Annotated in this window: 26 protein-coding genes and 3 pseudogenes; 5 read left to right on the forward strand and 24 right to left on the reverse strand. The window is 44.3% G+C overall.

The genetic code is table 11. The features are described from left to right. Nucleotides 1-105 precede the first annotated feature (105 nt). From E5983_RS03410 to E5983_RS03455, 10 genes and pseudogenes are all read right to left on the reverse strand, one after another. Nucleotides 106-360, reverse strand: a complete 255-nt coding sequence (locus E5983_RS03410) for a hypothetical protein (RefSeq protein ID WP_160332513.1) — start codon at nt 358-360, stop codon at nt 106-108. Nucleotides 361-475: 115 nt separating this feature from the next. Further along, nucleotides 476-784 (reverse strand): annotated as a pseudogene (locus E5983_RS03415) (lactococcin 972 family bacteriocin). 393 nt (nt 785-1,177) lie between these two features. Beyond that, entirely contained in the window at nt 1,178-1,471 is a 294-nt protein-coding gene (locus E5983_RS03420) for a transposase (protein WP_160332514.1), read from the reverse strand. 173 nt (nt 1,472-1,644) lie between these two features. Next, on the reverse strand, nt 1,645-2,523 hold the full coding sequence (locus E5983_RS03425) for a YihY/virulence factor BrkB family protein (RefSeq protein ID WP_160332515.1): 879 nt from the start codon (nt 2,521-2,523) through the stop codon (nt 1,645-1,647). Between the two features lie 79 nt (nt 2,524-2,602). Next, nucleotides 2,603-3,460, reverse strand: a complete 858-nt coding sequence (locus tag E5983_RS03430) for a methionyl aminopeptidase (protein ID WP_160332516.1) — start codon at nt 3,458-3,460, stop codon at nt 2,603-2,605. A 9-nt stretch (nt 3,461-3,469) separates the two neighbouring features. Then, nucleotides 3,470-4,747, reverse strand: coding sequence for a DRTGG domain-containing protein (locus E5983_RS03435; RefSeq protein ID WP_160332517.1), 1,278 nt, complete (start codon nt 4,745-4,747; stop codon nt 3,470-3,472). Beyond that, a complete protein-coding gene (locus E5983_RS03440) occupies nt 4,740-5,288 on the reverse strand; it encodes a GNAT family N-acetyltransferase (protein ID WP_160332518.1) in 549 nt (182 codons plus the stop codon). Before E5983_RS03440 ends, E5983_RS03435 begins: the two co-directional genes overlap by 8 nt. A 207-nt stretch (nt 5,289-5,495) precedes the next feature. Beyond that, nucleotides 5,496-6,755, reverse strand: coding sequence for a UDP-N-acetylglucosamine 1-carboxyvinyltransferase (locus tag E5983_RS03445; protein ID WP_160332519.1), 1,260 nt, complete (start codon nt 6,753-6,755; stop codon nt 5,496-5,498). A 161-nt stretch (nt 6,756-6,916) separates the two neighbouring features. Then, nucleotides 6,917-8,107, reverse strand: a complete 1,191-nt coding sequence (gene metK, locus E5983_RS03450) for a methionine adenosyltransferase (protein ID WP_160332520.1) — start codon at nt 8,105-8,107, stop codon at nt 6,917-6,919. 124 nt (nt 8,108-8,231) lie between these two features. Further along, nucleotides 8,232-8,702 carry a deoxycytidylate deaminase gene (locus E5983_RS03455; RefSeq protein ID WP_160332521.1) on the reverse strand — a complete coding sequence of 157 codons (471 nt, stop codon included), beginning with the start codon at nt 8,700-8,702 and terminating at the stop codon, nt 8,232-8,234. Between the two features lie 127 nt (nt 8,703-8,829). Between E5983_RS03455 and E5983_RS03460 the strand changes: the two genes are divergently transcribed. Next, entirely contained in the window at nt 8,830-9,675 is an 846-nt protein-coding gene (locus E5983_RS03460) for a DegV family protein (protein WP_160332522.1), read from the forward strand. A 27-nt stretch (nt 9,676-9,702) separates the two neighbouring features. Here the strand turns inward: E5983_RS03460 and E5983_RS03465 are convergent, their stop codons facing one another. Next, the gene (locus E5983_RS03465) at nt 9,703-10,065 is read right to left on the reverse strand and encodes a DUF1304 domain-containing protein (RefSeq protein WP_160332523.1); all 363 of its coding nucleotides are present in this window, start codon (nt 10,063-10,065) and stop codon (nt 9,703-9,705) included. A 107-nt stretch (nt 10,066-10,172) separates the two neighbouring features. Here E5983_RS03465 and E5983_RS03470 point away from each other — a divergent pair, with 107 nt between their 5' ends. Both E5983_RS03470 and E5983_RS03475 read left to right on the forward strand, forming a co-directional pair. Further along, nucleotides 10,173-10,895 carry a pseudouridine synthase gene (locus tag E5983_RS03470; protein ID WP_160332524.1) on the forward strand — a complete coding sequence of 241 codons (723 nt, stop codon included), beginning with the start codon at nt 10,173-10,175 and terminating at the stop codon, nt 10,893-10,895. 9 nt (nt 10,896-10,904) lie between these two features. Further along, complete coding sequence (locus tag E5983_RS03475; RefSeq protein WP_160332525.1) at nt 10,905-11,762, forward strand: cation diffusion facilitator family transporter; 858 nt, start codon at nt 10,905-10,907, stop codon at nt 11,760-11,762. Nucleotides 11,763-11,779: 17 nt separating this feature from the next. Here E5983_RS03475 and E5983_RS03480 read toward each other — a convergent pair whose 3' ends face one another. The 8 genes from E5983_RS03480 to E5983_RS03515 all read right to left on the reverse strand — a co-directional run bounded on the left by E5983_RS03480 (nt 11,780) and on the right by E5983_RS03515 (nt 18,875). Beyond that, nucleotides 11,780-12,394 (reverse strand): TIGR01906 family membrane protein, encoded by a 615-nt coding sequence (locus tag E5983_RS03480; protein WP_160332526.1) that lies wholly within the window; start codon nt 12,392-12,394, stop codon nt 11,780-11,782. After that, nucleotides 12,387-13,154 carry a TIGR01457 family HAD-type hydrolase gene (locus E5983_RS03485; RefSeq protein ID WP_160332527.1) on the reverse strand — a complete coding sequence of 256 codons (768 nt, stop codon included), beginning with the start codon at nt 13,152-13,154 and terminating at the stop codon, nt 12,387-12,389. The genes E5983_RS03480 and E5983_RS03485 overlap by 8 nt, the downstream gene beginning before the upstream one ends. 21 nt (nt 13,155-13,175) lie before the next feature. Continuing rightward, nucleotides 13,176-14,306, reverse strand: a complete 1,131-nt coding sequence (hemW, locus tag E5983_RS03490) for a radical SAM family heme chaperone HemW (RefSeq protein ID WP_160332528.1) — start codon at nt 14,304-14,306, stop codon at nt 13,176-13,178. A gap of 140 nt (nt 14,307-14,446) precedes the next feature. Continuing rightward, nucleotides 14,447-15,253, reverse strand: coding sequence for a transporter substrate-binding domain-containing protein (locus tag E5983_RS03495; protein ID WP_160332529.1), 807 nt, complete (start codon nt 15,251-15,253; stop codon nt 14,447-14,449). Between the two features lie 9 nt (nt 15,254-15,262). Beyond that, nucleotides 15,263-16,066 (reverse strand): ABC transporter substrate-binding protein, encoded by an 804-nt coding sequence (locus E5983_RS03500; protein ID WP_160332530.1) that lies wholly within the window; start codon nt 16,064-16,066, stop codon nt 15,263-15,265. 118 nt (nt 16,067-16,184) lie between these two features. Further along, nucleotides 16,185-16,799, reverse strand: coding sequence for a class I SAM-dependent DNA methyltransferase (locus tag E5983_RS03505; protein ID WP_160332531.1), 615 nt, complete (start codon nt 16,797-16,799; stop codon nt 16,185-16,187). A gap of 8 nt (nt 16,800-16,807) precedes the next feature. Beyond that, nucleotides 16,808-17,899 (reverse strand): DEAD/DEAH box helicase, encoded by a 1,092-nt coding sequence (locus tag E5983_RS03510; protein WP_414486759.1) that lies wholly within the window; start codon nt 17,897-17,899, stop codon nt 16,808-16,810. Continuing rightward, nucleotides 17,874-18,875, reverse strand: a complete 1,002-nt coding sequence (locus E5983_RS03515) for a Gfo/Idh/MocA family protein (protein WP_160332533.1) — start codon at nt 18,873-18,875, stop codon at nt 17,874-17,876. The genes E5983_RS03510 and E5983_RS03515 overlap by 26 nt, the downstream gene beginning before the upstream one ends. Before the next feature lie 94 nt (nt 18,876-18,969). On the opposite strand from E5983_RS03515, the gene udk reads away from it, so the two are divergent. Together udk and E5983_RS10185 are read left to right on the forward strand one after the other, a co-directional pair. Continuing rightward, nucleotides 18,970-19,617, forward strand: a complete 648-nt coding sequence (gene udk, locus E5983_RS03520) for a uridine kinase (RefSeq protein ID WP_160332534.1) — start codon at nt 18,970-18,972, stop codon at nt 19,615-19,617. Between the two features lie 175 nt (nt 19,618-19,792). Further along, nucleotides 19,793-20,005, forward strand: a pseudogene (locus tag E5983_RS10185) (integrase core domain-containing protein); the annotation flags it as partial. Between the two features lie 133 nt (nt 20,006-20,138). Here the strand turns inward: E5983_RS10185 and E5983_RS03530 are convergent. The 5 genes and pseudogenes from E5983_RS03530 to E5983_RS03550 form a co-directional block, all read right to left on the reverse strand. Then, on the reverse strand, nt 20,139-20,621 hold the full coding sequence (locus E5983_RS03530) for a thioredoxin family protein (RefSeq protein ID WP_160332535.1): 483 nt from the start codon (nt 20,619-20,621) through the stop codon (nt 20,139-20,141). A gap of 3 nt (nt 20,622-20,624) precedes the next feature. Next, nucleotides 20,625-21,014: a thioredoxin domain-containing protein gene (locus E5983_RS03535; protein ID WP_160332536.1), complete on the reverse strand. Its 390-nt coding sequence runs from the start codon at nt 21,012-21,014 to the stop codon at nt 20,625-20,627. Nucleotides 21,015-21,664: 650 nt separating this feature from the next. Further along, nucleotides 21,665-22,510 carry an ABC transporter ATP-binding protein gene (locus E5983_RS03540; protein WP_160332537.1) on the reverse strand — a complete coding sequence of 282 codons (846 nt, stop codon included), beginning with the start codon at nt 22,508-22,510 and terminating at the stop codon, nt 21,665-21,667. Nucleotides 22,511-22,514: 4 nt separating this feature from the next. After that, nucleotides 22,515-22,901, reverse strand: coding sequence for a hypothetical protein (locus E5983_RS03545; RefSeq protein ID WP_160332538.1), 387 nt, complete (start codon nt 22,899-22,901; stop codon nt 22,515-22,517). 2 nt (nt 22,902-22,903) lie between these two features. Next, nucleotides 22,904-23,175 (reverse strand): annotated as a pseudogene (locus tag E5983_RS03550) (hypothetical protein); the annotation flags it as partial.

Below are 23,175 nucleotides of genomic sequence, written 5' to 3' on the forward strand. Positions count from 1 at the left end.
AGTATAATCCCATTGAAAACACATGGGCTCATATGAAAAAACACCTCAGAAAAGTATTGCCCAGTTATGACAATTTTCTGGATGCTTTGTTGTCTTGTTCTTGTTTCAAATGACTATAAAAGACACTTTTCCATCAGAGTTAAGGACTCTTGTTCGCAAAGCTAGCAGACTTTTCTTCTCCTTGGCAAAAGCATCTAAGCTCTTGGCAAAATTCTCCCAAGACTCCTTAGTATCTCCCTTATCAATAATATCGACAGAAGGATAACTAGCAAATAACAATTGCTCCCGATTTTCTCCTAAATGAAAAGCGACTATAAGCGATAGAAACAGTATCGAAAGGATTAAGAATAGCTTCTTCATAGCCATACCTCCAAACACTCGCATGCTGTATAAGAAAGGGAGTAGTCATTTTTCCATACCACTCCCTAATCAATTGCCAATTATTCTGACTATTTTAGTCTATTTGATAAAACTATCAATGATAGTTATAATAGAATGCCGCCTGTTCTCCAAATGAAGTCTCAATATATGCGTAGGAAGTCTGACCTGCTGGCGCTGCCCCTCTACTAGAATTTGAGTTCCAACGACTTACTACTGTCGAGGTATGGTACTTGGAACCGTGATAGTAATTAGAAAAAGCACCGCCAGAAGTAGCTCCATATGTCCAAACACCACCGTCAGGATACTAGGTTGCAGCAGAAACTGTTCCGATGTAAAAGAAAGATAAAACAAAAATAGCAAACGCAAGAAATACCTTAATTTGTTTTTGTAGCGTTCTAACCATAGCTAACTCTCTTCTAAAATAAGCAACTAGAATCAATAAACATGAAACCGATTTCATTTATATTATACATTACTTACACTAAAAATACTATAAAAATATCAAAGTTTTTTAAATAAATTAAATTTACCTATTTAATATGAAAGACTACTAAAGGGCACCTCTAAAAACTAAATTTCTGAAAATCTAAATGTTGATTTATCAAGGTTTGAGTGATTCAATTTGAAGAAAAACTGGAGTTTTTAGAGCCCCCCTTATTCTCAAAACTTTCCTTAACTTTTTCTTCAAGATCTTTACTGGAATGTTTAGGCTTTGATTTGTAGTAAAAGCTACTTCTAGAAACACCTAGAGCTTTACATAGCGCTTTAATTGGGTATTTTGAAGATAATTTGGCGATTAGTTTCTTTTTTGTCCCAAAATCAGCGCTGCGGACTTTAAAATATCGACCTCCATTTCTTTTTCACGCAGTTGTTTCTTAAGTTTACGAATTTCCCGTTGCTCGGGCGATAAATTATCTACATGCTTAAAGCTACCTGTAGTACGGCTTTGTTTCAACCAACGATCAACTGTACTAGGATTGAGGTCATACTCTGTGAAAACTTCGGTACGTGGTTTACCGTTTTCAATCAAGGCAACAATTTGAGATTTGAATTCTTTTGAAAAAGTGCGACGTGGTCTCTTTGACATCATTTATACTCTCCTGTGTAATAAAATAATTATCCCACTCCTTATAAATTCTGTACAGATTTGTGTAGCTAATTCAAAGTAGGAAATACAGGGACTCTTGCTGGAAATTGGAGGGCAAGCGTCCCTTCTTTTCTATATGACGGAATACTTCTGGTCTTTAGAGGTGCCCTTCAGTATTATAAATACGTTTTACTGTCGAACTCCCCTTCTTTTACAAATTGATAAGATGCATTTAAAACTGCTCCAATAATGAGCACTCTGGCGATTAGGATAAACCATAAAATCACCGCAAAGAGCACGACCGATCCGACAAAACGATAGTCTGTGAACTGTCCCATAAAACGAAGCAAATACAGGTTAATAAAACCATTAAAAAGATAGAGAACCCCTGTCACCAGTAGCACACCAGGGAGGGTATAGCGAACCCGCTTAATGGCCACATTGGGGAGGGTATAGTAAAGGAAAAACAGAAGCAGGATCAAGGGAACCATGCTCCAACTACTCAGACCTCGAAGCAGATCTTCCAGGGGAAGACTCTCTAGATTTAGCCAGGTCTTGACCTGTTCCAGTAAATAGGATGAAAAGAGACTGAGGAAACTCAGGGTCAAAATCACCACCTGCAAGAGCACTCCCATGACTAAGCTCAAGAGCCGGGACAGTAGGTAGTTGGTTCGTTTCTCTACACCATAGACCCGATTAAAACTCTGCTCCACCATCCACATGCTGGAGGACAAGGTCCAGAAGGCCGATAAGAGGGCAATGCTCCAAAATCCCGTAGAGGGTTTAGACAGGACCCCTTCAATCAGCTGGGCTAAGGTTGGGTAAAGACTGGCTGGCAACCAGGCTTTGAGATAGGCCAAAATATCATCAGCGTTGATGGGTAAATAGGGTAAGAGGTTGGCAATAATGATGAAAAATGGAATAAGGGATAGCATCAGATAATAGGCAATAGCAATGGCCATCACCTGACTATCCGCTTGTCCATAAAAGCGTCCCAGGGCAAGCACCAGTGGTTTCTGACCCACCTTCGAGAACCATGTCTTTATCTTTTCCATTCGTTTCCTCTCAACCTTACTATCTGCTACAACTGCGCATCACCTACTCGGCTCAAATTCGTTTAAAATAAACAGAGTACTAATAGGTTCCTTCTTCTCCTTGGCTTGTTAAAATCACCGGACCATCCTTGGTCACCACAAATTGATGTTCATATTGGCAAGACAAGCCACCATCCAAGGTCTTATGAGCCCAGCCTGTTTTCATGTCGGTATCAATTTCCCAAGTCCCTTGATTGATCATCGGTTCAATGGTTAAAACCATCCCTTCCCGAAGGCGTAGGCCACGGCCAGCCCGGCCATAATGAGGGACCATTGGTTCCTCATGCATGGTTGGACCAACGCCATGCCCAACTAAATCACGGACAACCCCATAACCCTTACTTTCTGCATAGTCCTGAATGGCTGCTCCAATATCACCGAGGCGATTACCAACCTGAGCTGCCGCAATGCCACGATAGAGGCATTCCTTGGTCACATCCATCAATTCCTGAACTTCTGGTGCAACCTGACCAACGGCATAAGCCCAACAAGAATCCGCAACACCACCACGGAAGTCTTCAGACAAGCGACGCATGGTTGGAACGTCATCAAAATCCAAGCTCGCTACATCCAATTCCGCCTTGTCCACCAAGCCAACAACCATGTCGACCTTGATCAAATCGCCCTTTTTCAATTTCTGATGGCGGGGAAAGGCATGAGCAACCTCATCATTAAGCGAGCAACAAGTCGCATACGGATAGTCCATCAAGTGGCCCTCAACCCCAATTTGGAGCGGTAGAGCATTGTCTTCCTTACAACGACGACGCACATACTCCTCAATTTCCCACATATCCATTCCTGGTTTAATCAAATCCCGCAAGCCTCTATGAACGCTAGCCAAGAACTCCCCACTAGCCTTCATCAAATCAATTTCACGTTGGGATTTTAATGTAATCATAGTTTCTCCTTATTGTACTGTAATTTCTATTGTAATTTGAGCAACTGCCTGCTCTTTTTCTTTAAATAACACTTGAAAAACGCGACTAGTCCGGCTTTGATGGAGGAGAGTACCCTCTACTAGCAGCACCTCCTCCACCTCAATCGATTGAAAGACATGGACCGAAGCCGAGGTCAGATAGAAACCCGAGCCGGCTAGCGCCAATTCGGACTTGGTCAGCTGAAGGGCTACCTCTGTCAAAACCCCCGCAGCCAAGCTCCCCTGCTCATCCAAAAGCGAGGGTGCCACGCGCAAGCGGTAAGAAGATTCACCCTTTTCCAAATAGGGACGGACCTGTTCGGAAAAAGTAGCTGCCAGTTCACTTCTACCTGGGCTCCCATCCTTAATCAAATCTTCCTTGCGGAGAACCCCCAACAGGCGGTTTTCTTCGTCGATAATGGGCAAAAATTCCATCCCCTGTTCCATCATTTTTCGCTGGGCCACAGCCAGACTGGTATAGAGTTTGGCTGTAGCAGATATGGGATGCAGTAATTTTTCCAGACTGACATGCCCCGCCTGACCGCCAATTTCTTTGAGGTTGACCAAGCCTTGGAAAAAACCAACTTCATCCACAATGGGGCAGGTCGAGATATGCTTTTTCTGAATCAGGGTCAAAAAATCACGGACCTGGTGCTGATTGGTCAGAAAACCAAATTCCCGAATCGGTGTATAACTGTCTGCCACCGTTAAAATATGGGACTTTATCCGCCGCTGGGACACAGCCTGGGAAATCCGACTAGCCACCTGATAGGTATCCTCACTACTGGATAGAATCGGGATTGACAAGCGATTGGCCAAGTCTAAAATCTTCTCTGCCACAGGGAAACCACCCGTCACCAGAACCGCACAATCATGGTGGAGGGCTAGTTCCTGAACAGACATCCGGTCCCCCACAATGACCATGCCACCATCCTTGAGGTGGGTCACCACATTTTGGCGCGACATAGCTCCAATACTGAAGGCTGAAAACTCCTTATCCAAGCCATCAGCTCCGGCTAGCACCTGAGCCTCAGTGACCTCAACAATCTCGCCATAGGTCAAGGGAGTCTGGGCATCATCCTTGGGAGAAACCCGAAAGGTTCCACTCCGGGGACGAGTTTCCACCCAGCCCCGGGTCTGGGCCTCTTTAATGGCACGGTAGGCTGTGCCCTCACTGATGCCTAAAAAATTAGCCACACTGCGAACACTGACCTTTCGACCAATCGGCATAGTCTCTAAGTAGTTTAAAACTTCTTGATGCTTACTCATCAGCCCCTCGCTTTCGTCGGAACTCTACATAATCCCGCATTTTCCGGGTATAGCGATCACTGCCCTTAAACTGGCGATACAAACTAAAGCCTGCTTTCTCAGCGACTCGCTGACTGGCCTTGTTCTCAAGATGAGCTTGGAGAATCAGAGTCTGAAAGCCCTCTGGGACCAGTAGAATCCGGCTAAGGGCCTCTAAGGCTTCCGCCATCAGTCCCTGACCCCAATACCTTTTATCCAAAAAATAGCCAACTTCCGCTTCCGCAGACATTTCTTGAATTTTTTCCAACCGAATAACCCCAATCAAATGCCCCGCATGGGAATCTTCCAGAACCCAGGTTCCTAAGGGATTTTTTAGAAAGGCATGGGTCCACAGGACCAAACTTTCGTCCAGGGTCTCCTGGGCTGGAAAAATGTAGACCACATTCTCCGGATCATGGGCCAGGGCATGAAAAAACTCCAAATCCGTAATCAAAGGCGGACGTAGGTGAAGCCGGGGTGTTTGCAGAAAAGAATATTGGGCTAAGTGGGTCCATAGAGTCATAAGCGATTCTCCTGATAACCGTAAGAAAAGGGAGTGGGGCAGAACTAAATTTGAAAAAATTTAGTTCATAGTCCCACCCCCGCAAGGCTGATTTGGCCCTCTTCCGAGCTCGAAAAGCGAGCGAAGAGGCCAATCAGCTACTGCGTCAAAGGCATTTTGCTAACCAAAGTCAATGAGACTAGACTTTGGTCTCAACCTCCCCTCATGCTAATCTTCAATGAGATCAATAGAGGCTCCCAAGTTGCGCAATTTATCAATAATATTGGAATAACCACGCAGGATAAATTCCACATTGGTAATCTCTGTCTGACCTTGCGCCATCAATCCAGCTGTCACCAAAGCTGCTCCTGCGCGTAAATCCGTTGCCTTCACCTGCGCGCCATGTAAAGTGTTAGGACCTTCGTAGCTAATCTGGTGGCCAACAGTTGTAATGCCTGCTCCCATGCGTGCCAATTCTGGAACATGGTTAACCCGTTTTTCATAAATCGTATCCAGGATCAAGCCACGTCCCTCTGCTCTCAAGAGCAAAGGCGTAATCGGTTGTTGGAGGTCCGTCGCAAATCCTGGGTAAGGGGCTGTTTTAATATTGATGGCCTTCAAGGATGCTTGTTTTTCGACAAAGACACTATCCTCGGAAACCGTCATCCGCACACCCATTTCTTCCAACTTGGCAATAAAGCCTTCTAAATGTTCGTAGAGTACGTTGGTAATTTTAACACCTTCACCAACTGCTGCCGCCATGGCGATATAGGTTCCGGCTTCAATCCGGTCTGGAATCACCTGGTGACGGGTTCCATGGAGACGTTCCACCCCTTCAATGGTAATCACATCCGTTCCGGCACCCCGAACGTGGGCTCCCATATTGTTCAACAAGGTTGCCACATCGATAATTTCCGGCTCCCGCGCCGCATTTTCAATGACGGTCTTACCTTTGGCTTTAACCGCCGCCAACATAGTATTGATGGTCGCTCCTACAGAAACGGTGTCCATATAGATCACAGCCCCATGAACTCCCTGACCATCGGTTGTCAGATGCATGGAATTCCCCTCATAGGTCATCCGTGCTCCCATCGCTTCAAAGGCCTTCAAATGCAAGTCAATGGGCCGAGGTCCAAGATCACAACCACCTGGCAAACCGACCGTAGCCTCGCCAAAACGGCCCAACAAAGAACCATAAAAATAATAAGAGGCACGTAAAGAATTAATTTTCCCATAAGGCATCGGCATAGACTGCACACCGGACGGATCGATTTCCAGACTATCTCCATCCCGCTTGACGGTGGCCCCCATGACCTCCATAATATCAATCAGGCTCGCCACATCTGAAATATCCGGCACACCATCTAGGGTCACCACATCCTCTGACAAAATAATGGCTGGAATCAAGGCAACCACACTATTTTTGGCACCCGAAACTACCACCTCTCCCTTAAGAGGGCGTCCCCCATTAATCACAATTTTTTTCATGTTGATAGACTCTTTCTTGAAACTAATAAAAAACCAGTGGTTTGCCACGATTATATCACATTTTTAGCTCTCTTGCTAGAGTCGGGAATCTAGTCACCTATTTTATTTTAGGTTCGTGAACAAAAAAACTACCAGTTCTCAAGTAACCAGTAGTTTCTTTCTTATTGGAAAAACGCTTGAAGAGCTTTCACCTTATCCAGGCGTTCCCATGGCAAATCAAGGTCTTCCCGTCCCATGTGGCCATAAGCAGCCGTTTGCTTATAAATCGGCTTTTTCAAATCCAACATCTGGATAATCCCTGCTGGGCGTAGGTCAAAGTGAGCGCGCACAGCCGCTTCCAAAGCAGCTTCGTCTTGCTTGCCAGTCCCAAAGGTGTCAATCCGAATCGACACCGGCTGGGCAACCCCAATCGCATAGGCCAACTGAACTTCAGCCTTCTCAGCCAAACCAGCCGCGACAAGATTTTTAGCAATATAACGAGCGGCATAGGAAGCTGACCGGTCTACCTTGGTCGCATCCTTACCTGAAAAAGCACCACCACCATGACGGGCTGCCCCTCCGTAAGTGTCCACAATAATCTTCCGGCCCGTTAAACCTGAATCCCCCTGGGGTCCCCCGATTACAAAACGGCCCGTTGGATTGATAAAGTAACGGGTCTGGTCATCCAAAAGCTCACTTGGAATCACCGGAGCAATGACTTGCTCTTTGACCAGCTGCGCCAGTTCTTCTTGACTAACATCTGGATCATGTTGGGTTGAAATGACCACCGTGTCGACACGCCTTGGCTTCCCAGCAGCATCATACTCAACAGTAACCTGACTTTTAGCATCCGGTCTCAAATAGGCCACCTGCCCAGACTTACGCAAATCTGCCAAGCGTTTAACCAATTTGTGAGACAGGGAAATAGCCAGCGGCATCAATTCCGGTGTCTCATTAACCGCAAAACCAAACATCAACCCCTGGTCCCCGGCACCAATCTGATCCAGAGGATCTTGATTGTCCCCCTGACGCGTTTCCAAGGAAGCGTCAACCCCTTGGGCGATATCTGGAGACTGTTCCACCAAGGATGGATGGACACCAACCGTTTCCGCTGAGAAACCATATTCGGTATTGGTATAGCCAATCTCAGCAATGGTATCGCGAACAATCCGGTTGATATCCACATAAGCCTTGGTTGAGATTTCCCCAAAGACATGAACAGAGCCTGTATAGACTGCTGTTTCAGCGGCTACATGGGCATCTGGATCCTGTTCTAGAATCGCGTCCAAAATGGCATCGGAGATTTGATCAGCAATCTTATCTGGATGTCCTTCTGATACGGATTCTGAAGTAAACAATTTACGTTCAGACATATATGTCCCCCTTTTAATTAGTCGTCGTTAAAAAGTTACAAAGAACTAGCCGAAGCTATCTTTTCGGGACTCATTAACTCTTCCAGTCTACCATATACAGATAGGAATGTAAAAGATTTTGGGATTAATGGAAGAAACTACTTTCTTGGATCGCTTTTTGGACCTGTTCTAGTGGGATTTGGAGCAGGGTCACTGCTTTTTGTTGATAGAGTTCTTGGGCATAGGAATCCATTCGGTAGTCGTGAATGTAGACAACCCGTGAGCAGCCGACCTGCAGCAATTGCTTGGAGCAATGCAGGCAGGGAAAGTGGGTAACATAGGCTGTAAAGTCCCGGGGAATCCCCCGTTCAGCCCCTTGTAAAATCGCATTCACTTCTGCATGCAGGGTTCGCACACAGTGGCCGTCGACCACTAAGCAGCCCTGATCAATGCAGTGTTCGGTTCCCGATACAGAACCGTTATAACCAGTGGAAACCACTTTGTGATCATGAACCAATACCGCTCCAACCTGGGCCCGGGTGCAGGTGGAACGATTGGATATGAGTAGAGCCTGGGCGGCAAAATATTCATCCCAGGCCAGTCGTTGATGGGACATACCTTTTCCTCCTAGATACTAGACAATTATAGCACATTCGCTTTTTCTTTGGATTTTTAACAAAATTGTGCTATACTAGATAATAGGACATAACTTTGTAAAATGTACATTTTTTAAGGAGCACCTGATGAAGTGGAAAATTATTGCAGACTCTGCCTGTAACTATCGCCAGTTGGAACATTTAGCGCCCAACACGACATTTGAATCGATCCCCATGTATGTTCAAGTAGGCGACAAGACCTTTGTGGATAAGGCCAACCTGGATATTGATTTTATGATGGAAGTCATGTATGCTAGCGAGCAGGCATCTAAGTCTGCCTGCCCGAGCCCGGATCAGTATCTACAAGCCTTTGGGGATGCGGACGCCATCTTTGTGGTGACCATCACCGGCGCTCTTTCTGGTAGTAACAATGCAGCCCGTTTGGCACGGGAGATCTATTTAGAAACCCATCCCGATGCCAAGGTTCATATTATCGACAGCCTCTCTGCCGGAGGCGAGATGGACCTCCTCGTTTACCAACTCAATGAATACATCAAACAAGGACTCACTTATCCCGAAATCCTTGTCGCCATCGAAGAGTATCAAAAACAAAGTAAATTAATTTTTGTTCTCGAAAAGGTAGATAATCTGGTCAAAAATGGCCGTCTCAACAAGATTGTTGGGAAAGTTGTGGGCCTCCTCAATATCCGTATGGTCGGCCAAGCCAGCAGCAAGGGTGAACTAGAATTGCTCCAAAAAGCGCGTGGTAACAAAAAAGCCGTCTCCACAGCCTGGGCGGAGATGAAAAAAGCCGGTTACAAAGGCGGACGGATTCATATCTCCCACCGCAGCAACCCAGACTTTGTCCAAGACCTCAGCAAACTCATCCATACCGAATACCCCCAAGCTGAAATCCATAGCCTACCAACTTCCGGCATCTGTAGCTTTTATGCCGAAGAAGGGGGTGTCCTACTCGGCTACGAAACCCTATAATAAAAAGGAACAGTCTGCTCCTTTTTATTATAGAAAAATCAAGCTCAAAAGGGCCAAGAAAGGTAGACCACCTTGCTTGAGGATAATCGACTTATTGCTGGTTAGACCACCGTAAAAGGCAACTACCAAGATATTCACCAAAAAGACTAGGGCTACTTCTTTCCCATTACTGCTAAAGAAAGCCGCATACAAAAGACCCAAACCAATAAAGCCATTATAGACCCCTTGGTTGCGCATCCATAGTTGTAGCGATTTAGATTCTAAGTCAGAGTCACTCATACCAAAGGTTTGTTTGGTTTTAACAGAAGTTGTCGCCACGGTTTCTAAATAAAAAATAAAGAAAAACAAGGCTGCTGACAGAACTAACAAAATTTGTGAAATAATTGTCATTTTCTTTCCTCCTTACAATTTTAAAAGTATACCAAATCCAAAAAAGTTAGACAAGTCGGGAAATAAAAAAACGCTTTCTCTTTCAGAAAATTTGTTACAATGGAGGCATGAGAATCGATCAACTCTTAGCTTCACACTATAGCCGTAAAGAAATGAAACAGGCCCTAGCCAAGGGGCAGATTTTAGTAGATGGGAAAGCTGCCCGCAAGCTGTCTCAAAATGTTGACACTGACCTGCAAAAAGTGATCATTCAGGGGCAACCTGCCCCAGCCAGCAAGCACCACTACTGGCTCCTCCATAAACCTCGTGGAGTGGTCACCGCCAATCGCGATGCCCACCATGCCACTGTCTTTGATTCCCTAGCCAGTTGTGATTGGAATCCAGATTTGTATGCCCTAGGCCGTTTGGATCGCGATACTTCAGGGCTCCTATTGCTGACGGATAACGGTCCACTGGGCTACCAGCTCCTCCACCCGGATGCCCATGTGTCTAAGACCTATCAAGTAGTAGTCAATGGTCCCCTACACTCGGACTTACCTGCCCTGTTTGCGACAGGCATTATTTTTGAAAATGGCTACCAATGCCGACCGTCCCAACTAACTATTTTGGAATCCTCAGCCAAGCAAAGTCGCGCTTTGATTGAGCTGGCCGAAGGTAAGTTTCATCAGGTTAAAAAAATGTTCCTGGCTGTTGGGGTCAAGGTGATCAGCCTCAGTCGAGTTCAATTTGGCCCCTTCAAACTAAATCAGACACTCCCCTATGGGGCCTATCGGGGACTGACCGCTCAGGAAAAACAAGCTCTGATTCAAATCTTAGAAGAAAGTCGGTAACAAGAAGCGATGCACAAGCACTCAAAAACCACATTCATAGCCTTTGTTCTCAATCTCTCCTTCGCCATCCTGGAAGGCATTTTTGGAGTCCTCTTCCAATCCTCGGCCGTCCTAGCCGATGCCGTTCACGATTTTGGGGATGCCATGGCCATTGGCCTCTCTGCTTATTTGGAAAAAGTCTCCACCAAACAGACTGACCTCCGCTACACCCTAGGCTACCAACGTTTCACGATTCTAGCTGCCTTGGTAACTGCCAGCATCCTCATCACTGGATCCACCTTCCTCATCATTGAAAACACACCGAAAATTTTCAATCCGCCTGTCGTCAATCATCAAGGGACCTTTGCCCTGGCCCTCCTCGCCATTGCCATCAATGGTTTTGCTGCCCACCTGGTCCACAAGGGACACAGTGCCAACCAACAAATCCTGACCCTCCATTTCCTCGAAGACATTTTGGGCTGGGTCGTGGTTCTTCTGGTCAGCATCCTTCTCCAATTTACAGACTGGTATTTCCTAGACCCCTTGCTTTCTGTCGCCATTTCCCTTTTTATCCTCAGTCAATCCCTGCCTAAATTCCTCAACAATTTACAAATTTTTCTTGAAAAAGCGCCGGAAGATCTCAATCTAAAAGCCTTGCGCAGGCAGATCGAAACGATGGATGGAGTCCACCAAGTCACCCAATTCAATGCCTGGACCATGGATGGTCAGCGCCACATAGCCATGCTCCACCTGCATATCGAAACGGGGGCCGATGAGCGGCTCCTCAAAGACCAGGTCCACCACCTCTTAGAGGCTCACAAGATTGTCGAAAGTGCCATTGAATTGGACTATTCCCGTCTCGAGCACCAACACCATACTAAGCTTTAACAGAAAAATCTGGCCCTTCACGATAGGCCAGATTTTTTAGTTGCAAAAAAACAAAAGAAAAAATAAAGTTCATAGAGGATACCCCAGCAGATAAAAGATAGCAGGAAGACATCCTGGGGCAATAGAAGAATAATCGGATCTAGACGCGGATCAAAAAGCCATGTCTGGTCACCAGGAAAGAGAACCTGGTGGAACCAAATAAAGAACTGGTCAAAGCCCACCAGCACTGCTAAAAAGCCCAAGCCTAGTGGAATCAAGGCCCAAAGCCGGTACCAGCTAGCCGGCACCCAAAGCCAGGATTTCTGAAAAGCAATTCCCAAACTGGTGCCGACAAAGACCAGCTGGCAAAAATGAAATAGGTACTTGACCACCTGAAAATGGTAGAGACCTGACTCCGATGCCGGTAGGTCTGGGAACTTGAGCTGGTTGATCCAAGGCAGGGTAAGGTAATCCATCAAGACAGCCACATTTCGCGCCAACCGTTCAGCGGGCCAACCCAGACTTTTAGGCAGATTCCAGAGATCCAGAAACAGGGGATAGGCCAGATCAAAAATCCAGATGGTTAGTAAAATGGAGGCGGATAGCCCCCAGAAACTCATCAATGAGCCCGAAATCCAAGCCCGCCTAGTCATCAAAACTCCAGTCTGCTAAAGAACTCACTACATGGGTCGGTGGAATCGGTAGGTCTGCTACTTCTTCTGCCTGGGTAAAACCGGTTAAGACTAGTAGACTGGCAATTCCATTATCAAGACCGGCCCGGATATCAGTCATGTAGTTATCTCCCACCATCACAACTTCTTCCTTACTCAAGCCAATCCGCTCCAAGGCCTTTTCCATGATAATCGCCTCCGGTTTACCAATGTAAACAGGCTCCACGCGCGTGCTGGCTTGGATAAAACGAACCAGGGATCCGGCACCCGGTAAAAGGCCTTCTTCAGTCGGGATATTAAGGTCAGGGTTGCTGCCGATAAAATGAGCTCCCTTTTGAATCGCCAGACTGGCAATTTTGGCTTTTTCGTAGGTCAGTTCGGTATCCAGTCCAACCACCACATAGGCCGGATTAATGGGATCTTCTTCAAAACCGGCTTCGTAGATCGCCGCCTTTAACCCGTCCTCGCCAATAACGTAAGCCGTCCTCCCTAAATTTTTATCCACCATATAATCAACCGTCGCCAGACTGGCTGTGTACAGAGTGGACAGGGGAACCTGGAGACCAAAGCGTTCCTCCAGCATGGCCTGTAGGACCTCGGGGCGGCGCGTGGTGTTGTTGGTTACAAAGAGATAGGGCAGGCCGCGCGCCTGAAGCTCCTTGACAAAATCACGCGCTTCAGGAATCAGCTCCGTCCCACGGTAAATCGTTCCATCTAAATCCAATAAATAACCCTTATACATCTTGCTTCTTCCTCTTCTATCTTATTTCAAGATAAAACGTTCGGCAACCGTGTCTCCCAGGAAAAGTCCTTTCTGACTTGTCCGCAGACGGTCTCCTTCGCGAATCAATAAACCTTCTTCCAGCATTTGAGCCACAATAGCTCCATAAATGTCCTCAAAGGAGCGTTGAAATTTTTGCTCAAACCGCTGGATTGAGACCCCCGCACGTTTGCGCAGCCCTAAAAAAAGCTCCTCTTCCATCTGCTCCTTGAGACTGAGTTTCTCCTCGTAAACACGCGCATTCCCTGCCTCCACCGCATTCAAGTAATGGCGGATTGGCCCATGATTCCGGTAACGAACTCCATTTAAATAGCCCGAAGCTCCCGCCCCTAGACCATAATATTCGGCATTGTCCCAATACATGAGATTGTGGCGGCTCTCATAACCCGGCCGGCAAAAATTCGAAATCTCATAATGGTCATAACCGGCCTCCTTGAGGCTATTGATAATGTAATGGAACATATCCACCTCCAGATCCTCCTGGGGTAGATTCAACTGTCCCCGACGCATGCGGTTCATAAAAACCGTATGGTTTTCCAAAATCAAGGAATAGAGACTCATATGAGGAATATCTAAGGCCAAGGCCTTCTGCACATTGGTTTTCACCTGCTCCATGGTTTGGTTGGGAAGAGCATAGATTAGGTCAATGGAAATGTTGTGAAAACCAGCCGCTTTCAACCGGTCAATATTGTCATAGATATCCTTCTCCTGGTGCATCCGACCAATCTGGCGCAATTCGCGATCATTAAAAGTTTGCACCCCTAGCGAAATCCGATTTAAACCAGCATTGGCCATCACCTCAATCTTATCCTGGGACAAGTCACCCGGATTGGCCTCCAAGGTCCACTCCTGAACCTGACTCATATCAAAAATCGAAGCCAAGCCCTCTAGGAGAAACTCCAACTGAGCAGCTGACAAGGCCGAAGGCGTCCCACCCCCAATATAGAGCGTATCTACTGGCCCAGGTTCATAAGCTCGAATCTCCGCAAGTAAAGCCCGCAGATAATCATCCACCGGCTGGTTCTTGATAAAAACTTTAGAAAAATCACAATAGTGACAGATTTGTGTACAAAAAGGAATATGGACATAAGCTGCCCTTGGTTTGGTATTCATAGCTTCTATTATACAACAAGTACCAGCTCATTGACAAAACTTTGCAAGGTGGTCCTACACCTCCACCATCCTTACTCCAACAAAAAGCGAGATCCATTCCTGTGAATCTCGCTTTTTATAGACTTCAATTTGCCCCTGACCTACTCCACAACAGTATAGGTGCTGGCTTCTTCTAGATACTTAGCATAGCTGCCATCTTTTTTCACTTTAGCGATGACCTTGTTGACGACGGCTTCAAGTTCTTTGTTGCCTTTTTGCATGGCAACAGCTGTGCCAATGGTTTCTTGGGTTTTCAGCTCTGCGTCTGAGATGGCTAGTTTGTCATTTTGAGAGGTGTAGCCTGTGGCCACGGCTTGGTCAATAGCAACTGCGTCGACTTTGCCAGTGACTAATTCGTTGATGGCTTCTCCCATGGCTTGGAGGGAAATGACTTCTGAGGAGATCAGTTGCTCCTTGACCAGTTGTTCCTCCAAGGTTCCCTTCTGGGCGGCGATTTTTTTGCCCTTAAAGTTGTCTAGGCTTTTGAGGGCAGCTTTGTCTTCGGAGCGGACTAGGAGGACCCGACCATTTTCATAGTAGGAGTCCGAGAAGGTCACAACTTCTTCTCTTTCTGGGGTTTTGGACAGTCCAGCTAGGGCTAGGTCGGCCTTGCCGCTACTGATGCTGGTCAAAACATTGTCGAAGCTCATAGCAGAGACTTCCAAGTCCACGCCTAACTCATCGGCAATATCCTGAGCCAGAGAAATATCTGCACCGACGACCTGGTTTTTTCCATCAATCAAGGTCTGGAACTCAAAGGGCGCATAGTCTGGGCTGGTGGCAACAACTAATTTCCCCTTGGCCTGAATAGCCTCTGGACTAGCTGTTTCAGAGCCGCTAGCACAGGCTGTCAGAGTTAGGCCGAGGGCTAACAAACCCACTTTTTTCAAGATTTTGTTTAGATTCATCCGCTGCTCCTATTCTGCTGCTGTGTACTTGCTGGCTTCTTCTAGGTATTTAGTGTAGCTGCCGTCTTTTTTCACTTTGGCAATGACCTTGTTGACGACATCCTGCAATTCCTTGTTGTCCTTTTGCATAGCTACCGCATTTCCTTGGGACTCCTCTGTTTTGAGCCCTGCTTGGGCAATGGCCAAGTCCTTGTTCTGGTTCACATAGCCCAAGGCAACTGGCTCATCAATCGCCACTGCATCAACCTTGCCTGCAACCAATTCATTAATCGCCTCACCCATCGCCTGGAGTGACAGCAATTGCGCATCCGCTAGCTGATCTTTCACCATTTGTTCTGGGATTGAACCTTTTTGAGCCGCGACTTTTTTTCCTTTAAACGAATCCAAAGATTTGTAAAGATCCTTGTCTGCCGCCCGAACCAAGAGTGAGTGTCCATTCTCATAGTAAGAGTCTGAGAAGGAGAGAACAGCTTCCCGCTCAGGCGTGCTAGTCAGACCTGAAATGGCTAGATCCGCCTTCGCACTCTGCAGGGTAGAAAGCACATTATCAAAGCTCATGGTCGAAACTTCGAGCTCGACCCCCAGCTCATCAGCAATGTCCTGCGCCAACGAAATATCCGCACCAACCACTTGGTTTTTACCATCAATCAAGGTCTGGAATTCAAAGGGCGCATAGTCTGGACTGGTCGCAACCACCAGCTTGCCTTTTTCCTGAATAGCCTCTGGTGTCGAAGCCGTACTACTACCACAGGCCGCTAGACTAAGAGCCAGCCCTAGAGCGGTCAAACCTTTAAAAATTGTTGTTACTTTCATATCTTATCTCCTCTTAGGTTGATGTGAATATTATACATACTTTTTGTATAATTTACAAGTCTTTTTGAAAAAAATTCCACTTTCTGAAAAAAGCTGTTTGGGAAGCTTCCCAAACAGCTTAGTTTGAATGTTGTAAAACAGCCATAAAAAGAGTCGCCCGCTTGCCCATAAAGAGGCCATCTGCAGTATAAAATGGCTTAAATTCCACCAGCTTAAGACCAGCCTGCTGGCAGAGGGATAGCAGTTCCTCCTGACTAAAACCTGGATGAACTAAGGGATGGTCAATCTCCTCATGTGCAAGAAAATCAATCAGAAAAATTTGGCCATCTGGAAGTAAATGAGCAGCTAACTGCTCCAGCAGTTCTTCTACCTGGGCCACATGCAACAGGGTCTGGACCACCAAAATCGCATTGGCTTGTCCCTGTAGCTCTTGAAATTCTGGCACTGTTTTTAAAGTAACATTTGACAAACCCAGTGTTTGGTACTTGCCCCTTACTTGCTCCAACATCTCCTCTGCGATGTCAACCAGAAGTAATTTGGAAAAATGCTCTGCAAAGGGCAAGCTCATTAAGCCCGTTCCACAGCCATAATCCAGCAACAAATCCCTACCTGCTAACTGCTCCAAGCGCTGCTCCAATTCCTCGTGAATCACAGCCGCCACTTGTTTGCGTTCCGGCGAGTCATAGTGCGCCGCCATTTGCTTGAAAATAGCCTTAGTTCGATTTTGATCCATACTTACTCCTACAAAATATACAGCTCGCGGTCTTTTAGGACCACTTCTCGGACAGAGGCATATTTTTTCAGTTGTTTCAATTCTTGAGGATGGCTAACAAAGGTAATCACAACCCCTTCACGGCCCATCCGACCAGTCCGACCCGCCCTATGGGTATAGCTATCCTTATCACGCGCCAAATCCACCTGAATCACACAATCCAAGCCTTGAATATCAATTCCCCTGGCTACCAAATCAGTTGCCAGTAGCAAGGAAATGGCGCCGTCTCGAAAACGATCCAAAATGTGTTTGCGCATCTGCAGATTGATGTCACTGGCCAAGGAATAGGCTGATAAGTTGTGGTATTGAAGTTTCTCCTCTGCATTCCCCAAATCAGACAGAGCGTTAAAGAAAGCTAGTCCCCTAAAATCTTCTAGGGCCAAGAGCTTTCTGAGAGTAGCTACCTTATCCCGCTGGGCCACCTGCATGTAAAAGTGCTGCAAATGACTGGCTTCCTCATCTTGCGCCACAGCAATCAGCTGAGTTCCGGCCTGCAGCTGATCCATGGAAATGCCCTGGGTCGCACTCATGTAGACATGTTGGTGCTTTTTGGGGACATAATTCAAGAGCCGCTCCACAAAGGGTAACTGAGAACTACTGAGCAACTGGTCAAATTCATCCAAAACAATGGTCTCGATAGACAAGAGCTTGATCTTTTTCAACTTGACCAATTCCAGGATCCGACCTGGGGTCCCGATTAAGACTTCAGGCCCCTTCTTAAGGCGTTCAATTTGCCGTTTCTGGCTTGAACCAGCTAAAAACAGTTGAGTCTTGAGTCCCAAATCAGCAGCCCAGTTCTGACTTACCTGGTAGAGCTGGCCGGCCAGTTCACTATTGGGAGCCAGAATCAAGAGCTGCTGCCCCTGTCCCTTGCGTAACTTCAATAATAAGGGTAACAGATAAGCCAGGGTCTTACCAGTCCCCGTTGGACTAATCCCAAGAATTGACTCTCCAGCTTGCAGTGGTTGCCAGAGGGCCTCTTGAATCGGCGTCGCTTGGTCAAAATCTTGTTCCTGCCAACGGGCCTGCCAGGCTTTAGGAAAGTTCCTTAACATCTTCATCTCCTTCAAATACAAGTGTGGCATCCTGGCGCAAGTTCCAGATGGTCTCATGAACCTCCTGGGCTAGCTGGGCCCAGTTCTCCCAGGCAGACCAATCCTCTACCTCAATCATTCGCGCAAAGGCAGCTGCTTCTTCCTCCATCTGGTGACTGGCAGCAGTCACCGGTAGTACCTGCTCCTGGCCAGACAGATCCCGAAAATGAACCGAGCCGATAGCTTCAATCGAATCCAATATCACAGTTCCCTGACGGGTATAAATCTCACTTGGAAGATAGGTTGTGTAGTTCTTAGCCGTTTGGAGGGTCACCAGACTATCGCCATAGAACAGCTGAGCCTGACCTGCCAAATCGACATCCCAAGCCCATTTTTGAGCCTGGTAGGCGACCCGGTCTGGTTTCCCAAACCAGTAATGGGCAAGATAGAGCGGGTAAATCCCCAAATCCATCAAAGCCCCACCGCCAAATTTAGCAGAAAAGACATTAGGAAGCTCCCCAGCCAAGAGAGCCGGCATTTTTGAAGAATATTTCCCGTAACGCAGATTGGCCCCCAAGATTTCTTGATCTTTCAAAAAATCGGCAATAAGGGTCACAGCCTTTTCATGCACATTCCGTGCGGCTTCAAAGAGCATGACCTTTTTTTCTTTGGCCAAGGACAACAACTCCGCCCACTCAGCTGGCCGCAAAACTGCAGGCTTCTCCACCACAACATGCTTCCCAGCTTCTAAGGCCAAACGGCTATGCGCAACATGCAGACCATTGGGAGAAGCAATGTAGACTAAATCAAGTGCTGGATCCGCCAAAAAGGCCTCCAAGGAATCATAGGCCAGAACGTCAGAGCCGTAGGCTTCACCAAAAACTTGAGCCTTGGCCAGAGTTCGGGAATAAACCGCCCCCAAGCGATAGACTCCAGTTGCATTCACAGCCGTCATCCACTCATGGGTAATCGGGCTGGTGGCTAAAATGCCAAAAGTAATCATATTTTTCACCTCGCCTCATTATAACACAGAAGGAGCTACTGACACAGCGTAGAAAATAGTGTACAATAAGTAGGAAACTAGAAAGGACTTACTCATGCATAAAAAACCAATCATTATCGGTGTAACAGGTGGATCTGGTGGAGGTAAAACCAGTGTATCCCGAGCAATCCTCGCTAACTTTCCCAACGAGAAGATTGCTATGATTGAGCACGATTCCTACTACAAGGATCAATCCCATCTAACCCCAGAGGAGCGCGTCAAAACCAACTATGACCACCCCTTTGCCTTTGACACAGACTTGATGATTGAACAACTCAGTGAGCTTCGGGCTGGCCGGCCGGTAGATATTCCGACTTATGACTACACTGCCCATACCCGCAGCAACAAGACCCTACGCCAAGAACCCCAAGATGTCTTTATTGTCGAAGGGATTTTAGTTCTCGAAGACAAACGTCTCCGCGACCTAATGGATATTAAAATTTTCGTAGATACCGATGATGATGTCCGCATCATCCGCCGGATCAAACGGGATATTGAAGAACGCGGCCGGAGCCTCGATTCCGTTATTACCCAGTACCTAGACGTGGTCAAACCCATGTACCACCAGTTTATCGAACCAACCAAACGCTATGCGGATATCATTATCCCAGAAGGGGTCACCAACAAGGTTGCTATTGACTTAATCAACACCAAAATCGCTGCTATCCTCAGCGAAACTGAAGCATCTGAGACCAAAGACTAGGCCACCAGCCTGGTCTTTTTCTTCATCTTGACAAAGACGACCAATCTGCTATACTAATCCTCGTTACTGATTATTGGAGGAGGGTGTGTCAAGAATTTTGTGTAAACTCCAAAGCAGAGTTTGAAAGTCTGTATTAATCGGACAAGGAATTGTAAGGATTCCCCTTTTTGAGCCTAGTCTCTCAGCTCCAGGTGTACCTTATGATAATGCTGTGTCTGAGAGAACCTATCGTTCATTCAAAACTGAATTTATCAAAGCCTACAAATTTGAATCCTTAGAACAACTTGCCCTACTAACACAAGATTATATCCACTGGTGGAATCACAAGCGTAGACATTCAACACTGAATAATCTATCACTACTCAGGAGAATCATGGTCAAGCTGTAGCGGATGATTCAACTCCTCATAAAAAGTGTCCGATTTTTGGTTGACATTACAAAATTATTGACACACCCTCCACTATCATAAAATCGCTCTAACTTCGGAAAGAAGCCTAACCTAATAGCAGTAATTGCTAAACCTATTCTAATTTTAATAAATTCTTAGAAATCCACGATTCTAACTCGTACGAAGTAAATCCATCTTGTTCCTCAAAATCTAATTTTGTCAATATTTTTTTATTCTCGTAGATAGCAATTGTAGGTGTACCTTTAATATTTACTTCTTCTTTAAAATTTTCCCACTCAAACTTGTTTTCATGAAGCCCTTCAACGTTAACATAGTAAACTTTGTCGCCAAGTTTATATCTTTCGATTATATCTATAAATATAGGATCAAAATGACTACAATCCTCACAACTAGATCTTCCAAAATAAACACTAAGTCTTTCTCCAGAGTTATAACGTTCCATAAAATTATCTACTAGTAAACTATCCAATTTACGGTACATATCAACAGTATTCTGCTTAGATCTCAATTGTTCTAATTCCTGAGCAATAAAAATAAAATAGATATTTCCGACTAAGCTCACTATTAAAATTATGTAAACAAATATCTTCTTCATACTTTAGTCTCTCTCTAAAAATAATTTCAACTCTTCAAGATTTTTATATCCTTGAGCTATTTTAAAACCGCTATTCCTCCTTATGATAATTGTTGGTGTATTGTAAACCTTAATTTCTGCAGCTTTCTTAATAGTCGCAAAGTTAGTAGCATCCCAATAGTATATTTTACTCTGTGTTTCATCTTGATAATCTTTTAGAACTTTATTAAATTCTTGACAAACTTCACAACTGTCACTTCCATAATAGAGTAACTCACCTTCTTTAAGATTTGATATATTATCACTTAAAATAGAAAAAGTGGGTTTCAAACTATTCAAATGGACATAAACGATAAATCCTATAAATATACTTAAAATAGATATTGAAGCAAATCGTAAGATTATGTGTTTCATGTCTTAGTACTCCTTTCTAGTAAACTGAAACATGGACAATAGAGAAAAAAGAATGAAATATAGCAACGCTAATGCTAGTGTAATAGGGTTGTATGTGGAAAATGAATCTGGTGATAAATAATAAAATAACTGAATACTATAAAAGTTCGATTTAATGATTAACAGATTAATTAAATTTGGTAATATCCATAGTAATAAGAATGAAAGAATGATTGTAATCCCAACCTTCTCAAAATAAATCAATAAATTCATGTTTATGGTAAGATATAAACAAAAAATAACAAAATATAGCAATACTTGTTGATAAATCATTCCCAACAAGGAGTACGAGGGTAGTAAGAATAACAAGTTCATTACAATATATAATCCAATATATTTCATATATTCAAAGCACAGTAACTTATTCCTATTAGGGATATACTCCAAATAATAGCGAATCATCTTTTTTTCCTGCCACTCACCAATAGATAATATCTGATAAAAACATATAAATAAAATCGTTATAGTTGTAGCAAATTTATACTGAGCAACAAAGACACTTTCTTTAATCTGAAACAACAACCCCATCAAAAAAATCATATAAAAAACTAATGCAGCTATAAAGAATTTCTGATGAATTAATTTAATAAATTCCGATTTCATATAAGATCTCATCTATTTCCCTCCTCTAATATCAGCTCTTTAATATCATTCGTAGAATCATGATATTCCAAAACTTCTATCCCTTGCTCAATTAGTAATTTCAGAAACAAACTTATATCCGCAGACTGTATTTGAACTCTAATTATAGAAGTATCCACATTATCTTTAAAGCCTAGGATCCTATACTTTGATGGAATAATATTTTGAACATCCGTTACTCTCTTTACTACAAGTCTATAAATTCTAAAGGTATCCTGTAAATTAAAAACTTTTTGAATTTTTCCTTCTCGTAAATACCAAATGACATCAGCTATTTCTCCTAATTCCTCAAGTATATGACTAGAAACAATCACACACTTCCCTTGTGAACGCAGCATAATAATCAACTCTTTTAGATACTCCTTAGTCAACATATCCAAACCATTGAAAGGTTCATCTAGCAGAATAGTACGGCTTTCCGAAAGTAACATTCTAGCAATGCTTAATTTCTGCTTCATCCCAAGAGATAACTGTTTGAATTTCTTATTTCTAGCTTCAAATAAACCGACTTTTTTCAACACACTATCATAGTCAACAGTGCTTTTTCCACCCAAAATAGTAAATACTCTAAGATTATCTTGTACAGAAAGTCCATCATAAAATGCTGGACTCTCAATCACAAACGAGAGAGAGCTATCTGAAATAATCATTCCCTGATAATCTACAATCAAATTTGCCATACATTTCATCAAGGTTGTCTTGCCAGAACCATTATTACCCACCAGGCCAATAATTTGTCCTGGCAATGTTTCAATAGAAATATCATCTAAAACAACTTGTTTTCCATATAATTTCCTTAAATGTGATACTCTCATATAATCACCTCTTAATAAATGATACCATGAAATCTTTATCTCCTTTCAGAGTTAGTTGGCTTCCTTTAACAATCGCTATCTTTGGACTCTCCTCGTAAATAACAGCGTTCTGGGTACTCTTGGGTTGTTTCTTAGCCTCTGTATAGAGAGAATCATTTAATTTATATGTTCTATCTTCATAGCAGACCTCTCCCTTCCCTACTTGTGCATAAATAGCATATGTTCCGGTTTTTAAATTTAAATTATCTCCTTGTTCATATGTACCTACATTAAGAATTGGTAACTCTCCATCTGCTGCACCAAATCTAATTTCATTCATATGATTCACAACATATAAAGAGATAACAATCGCACTAAATACAATTATCGTTATAAAAAATACTTTTTTCATTTTTAATCCTCATTTAAATTGATAACATCATCAGAAACTCCATCAAACTGTGAATCATGTGTAACGATAAAAACAAGTGACCTCTGCTTCAACTCCATAATCTTATCAAACAATATTGATTTTGATTCTTCATCTAGATTTGACATTGGTTCATCAAATAAATATACGTCTGCTTCTTTATTTAAAGTTCTCGATAAGGGTGTGTCAAGAATTTTGTGTAAACTCCAAAGCAGAGTTTGAATGTGTGTATTAATCGGACAAGGAATTGTAAGGA

The organism is Streptococcus danieliae (assembly GCF_009767945.1).
In the GTDB taxonomy this organism is placed as follows: domain Bacteria; phylum Bacillota; class Bacilli; order Lactobacillales; family Streptococcaceae; genus Streptococcus; species Streptococcus danieliae.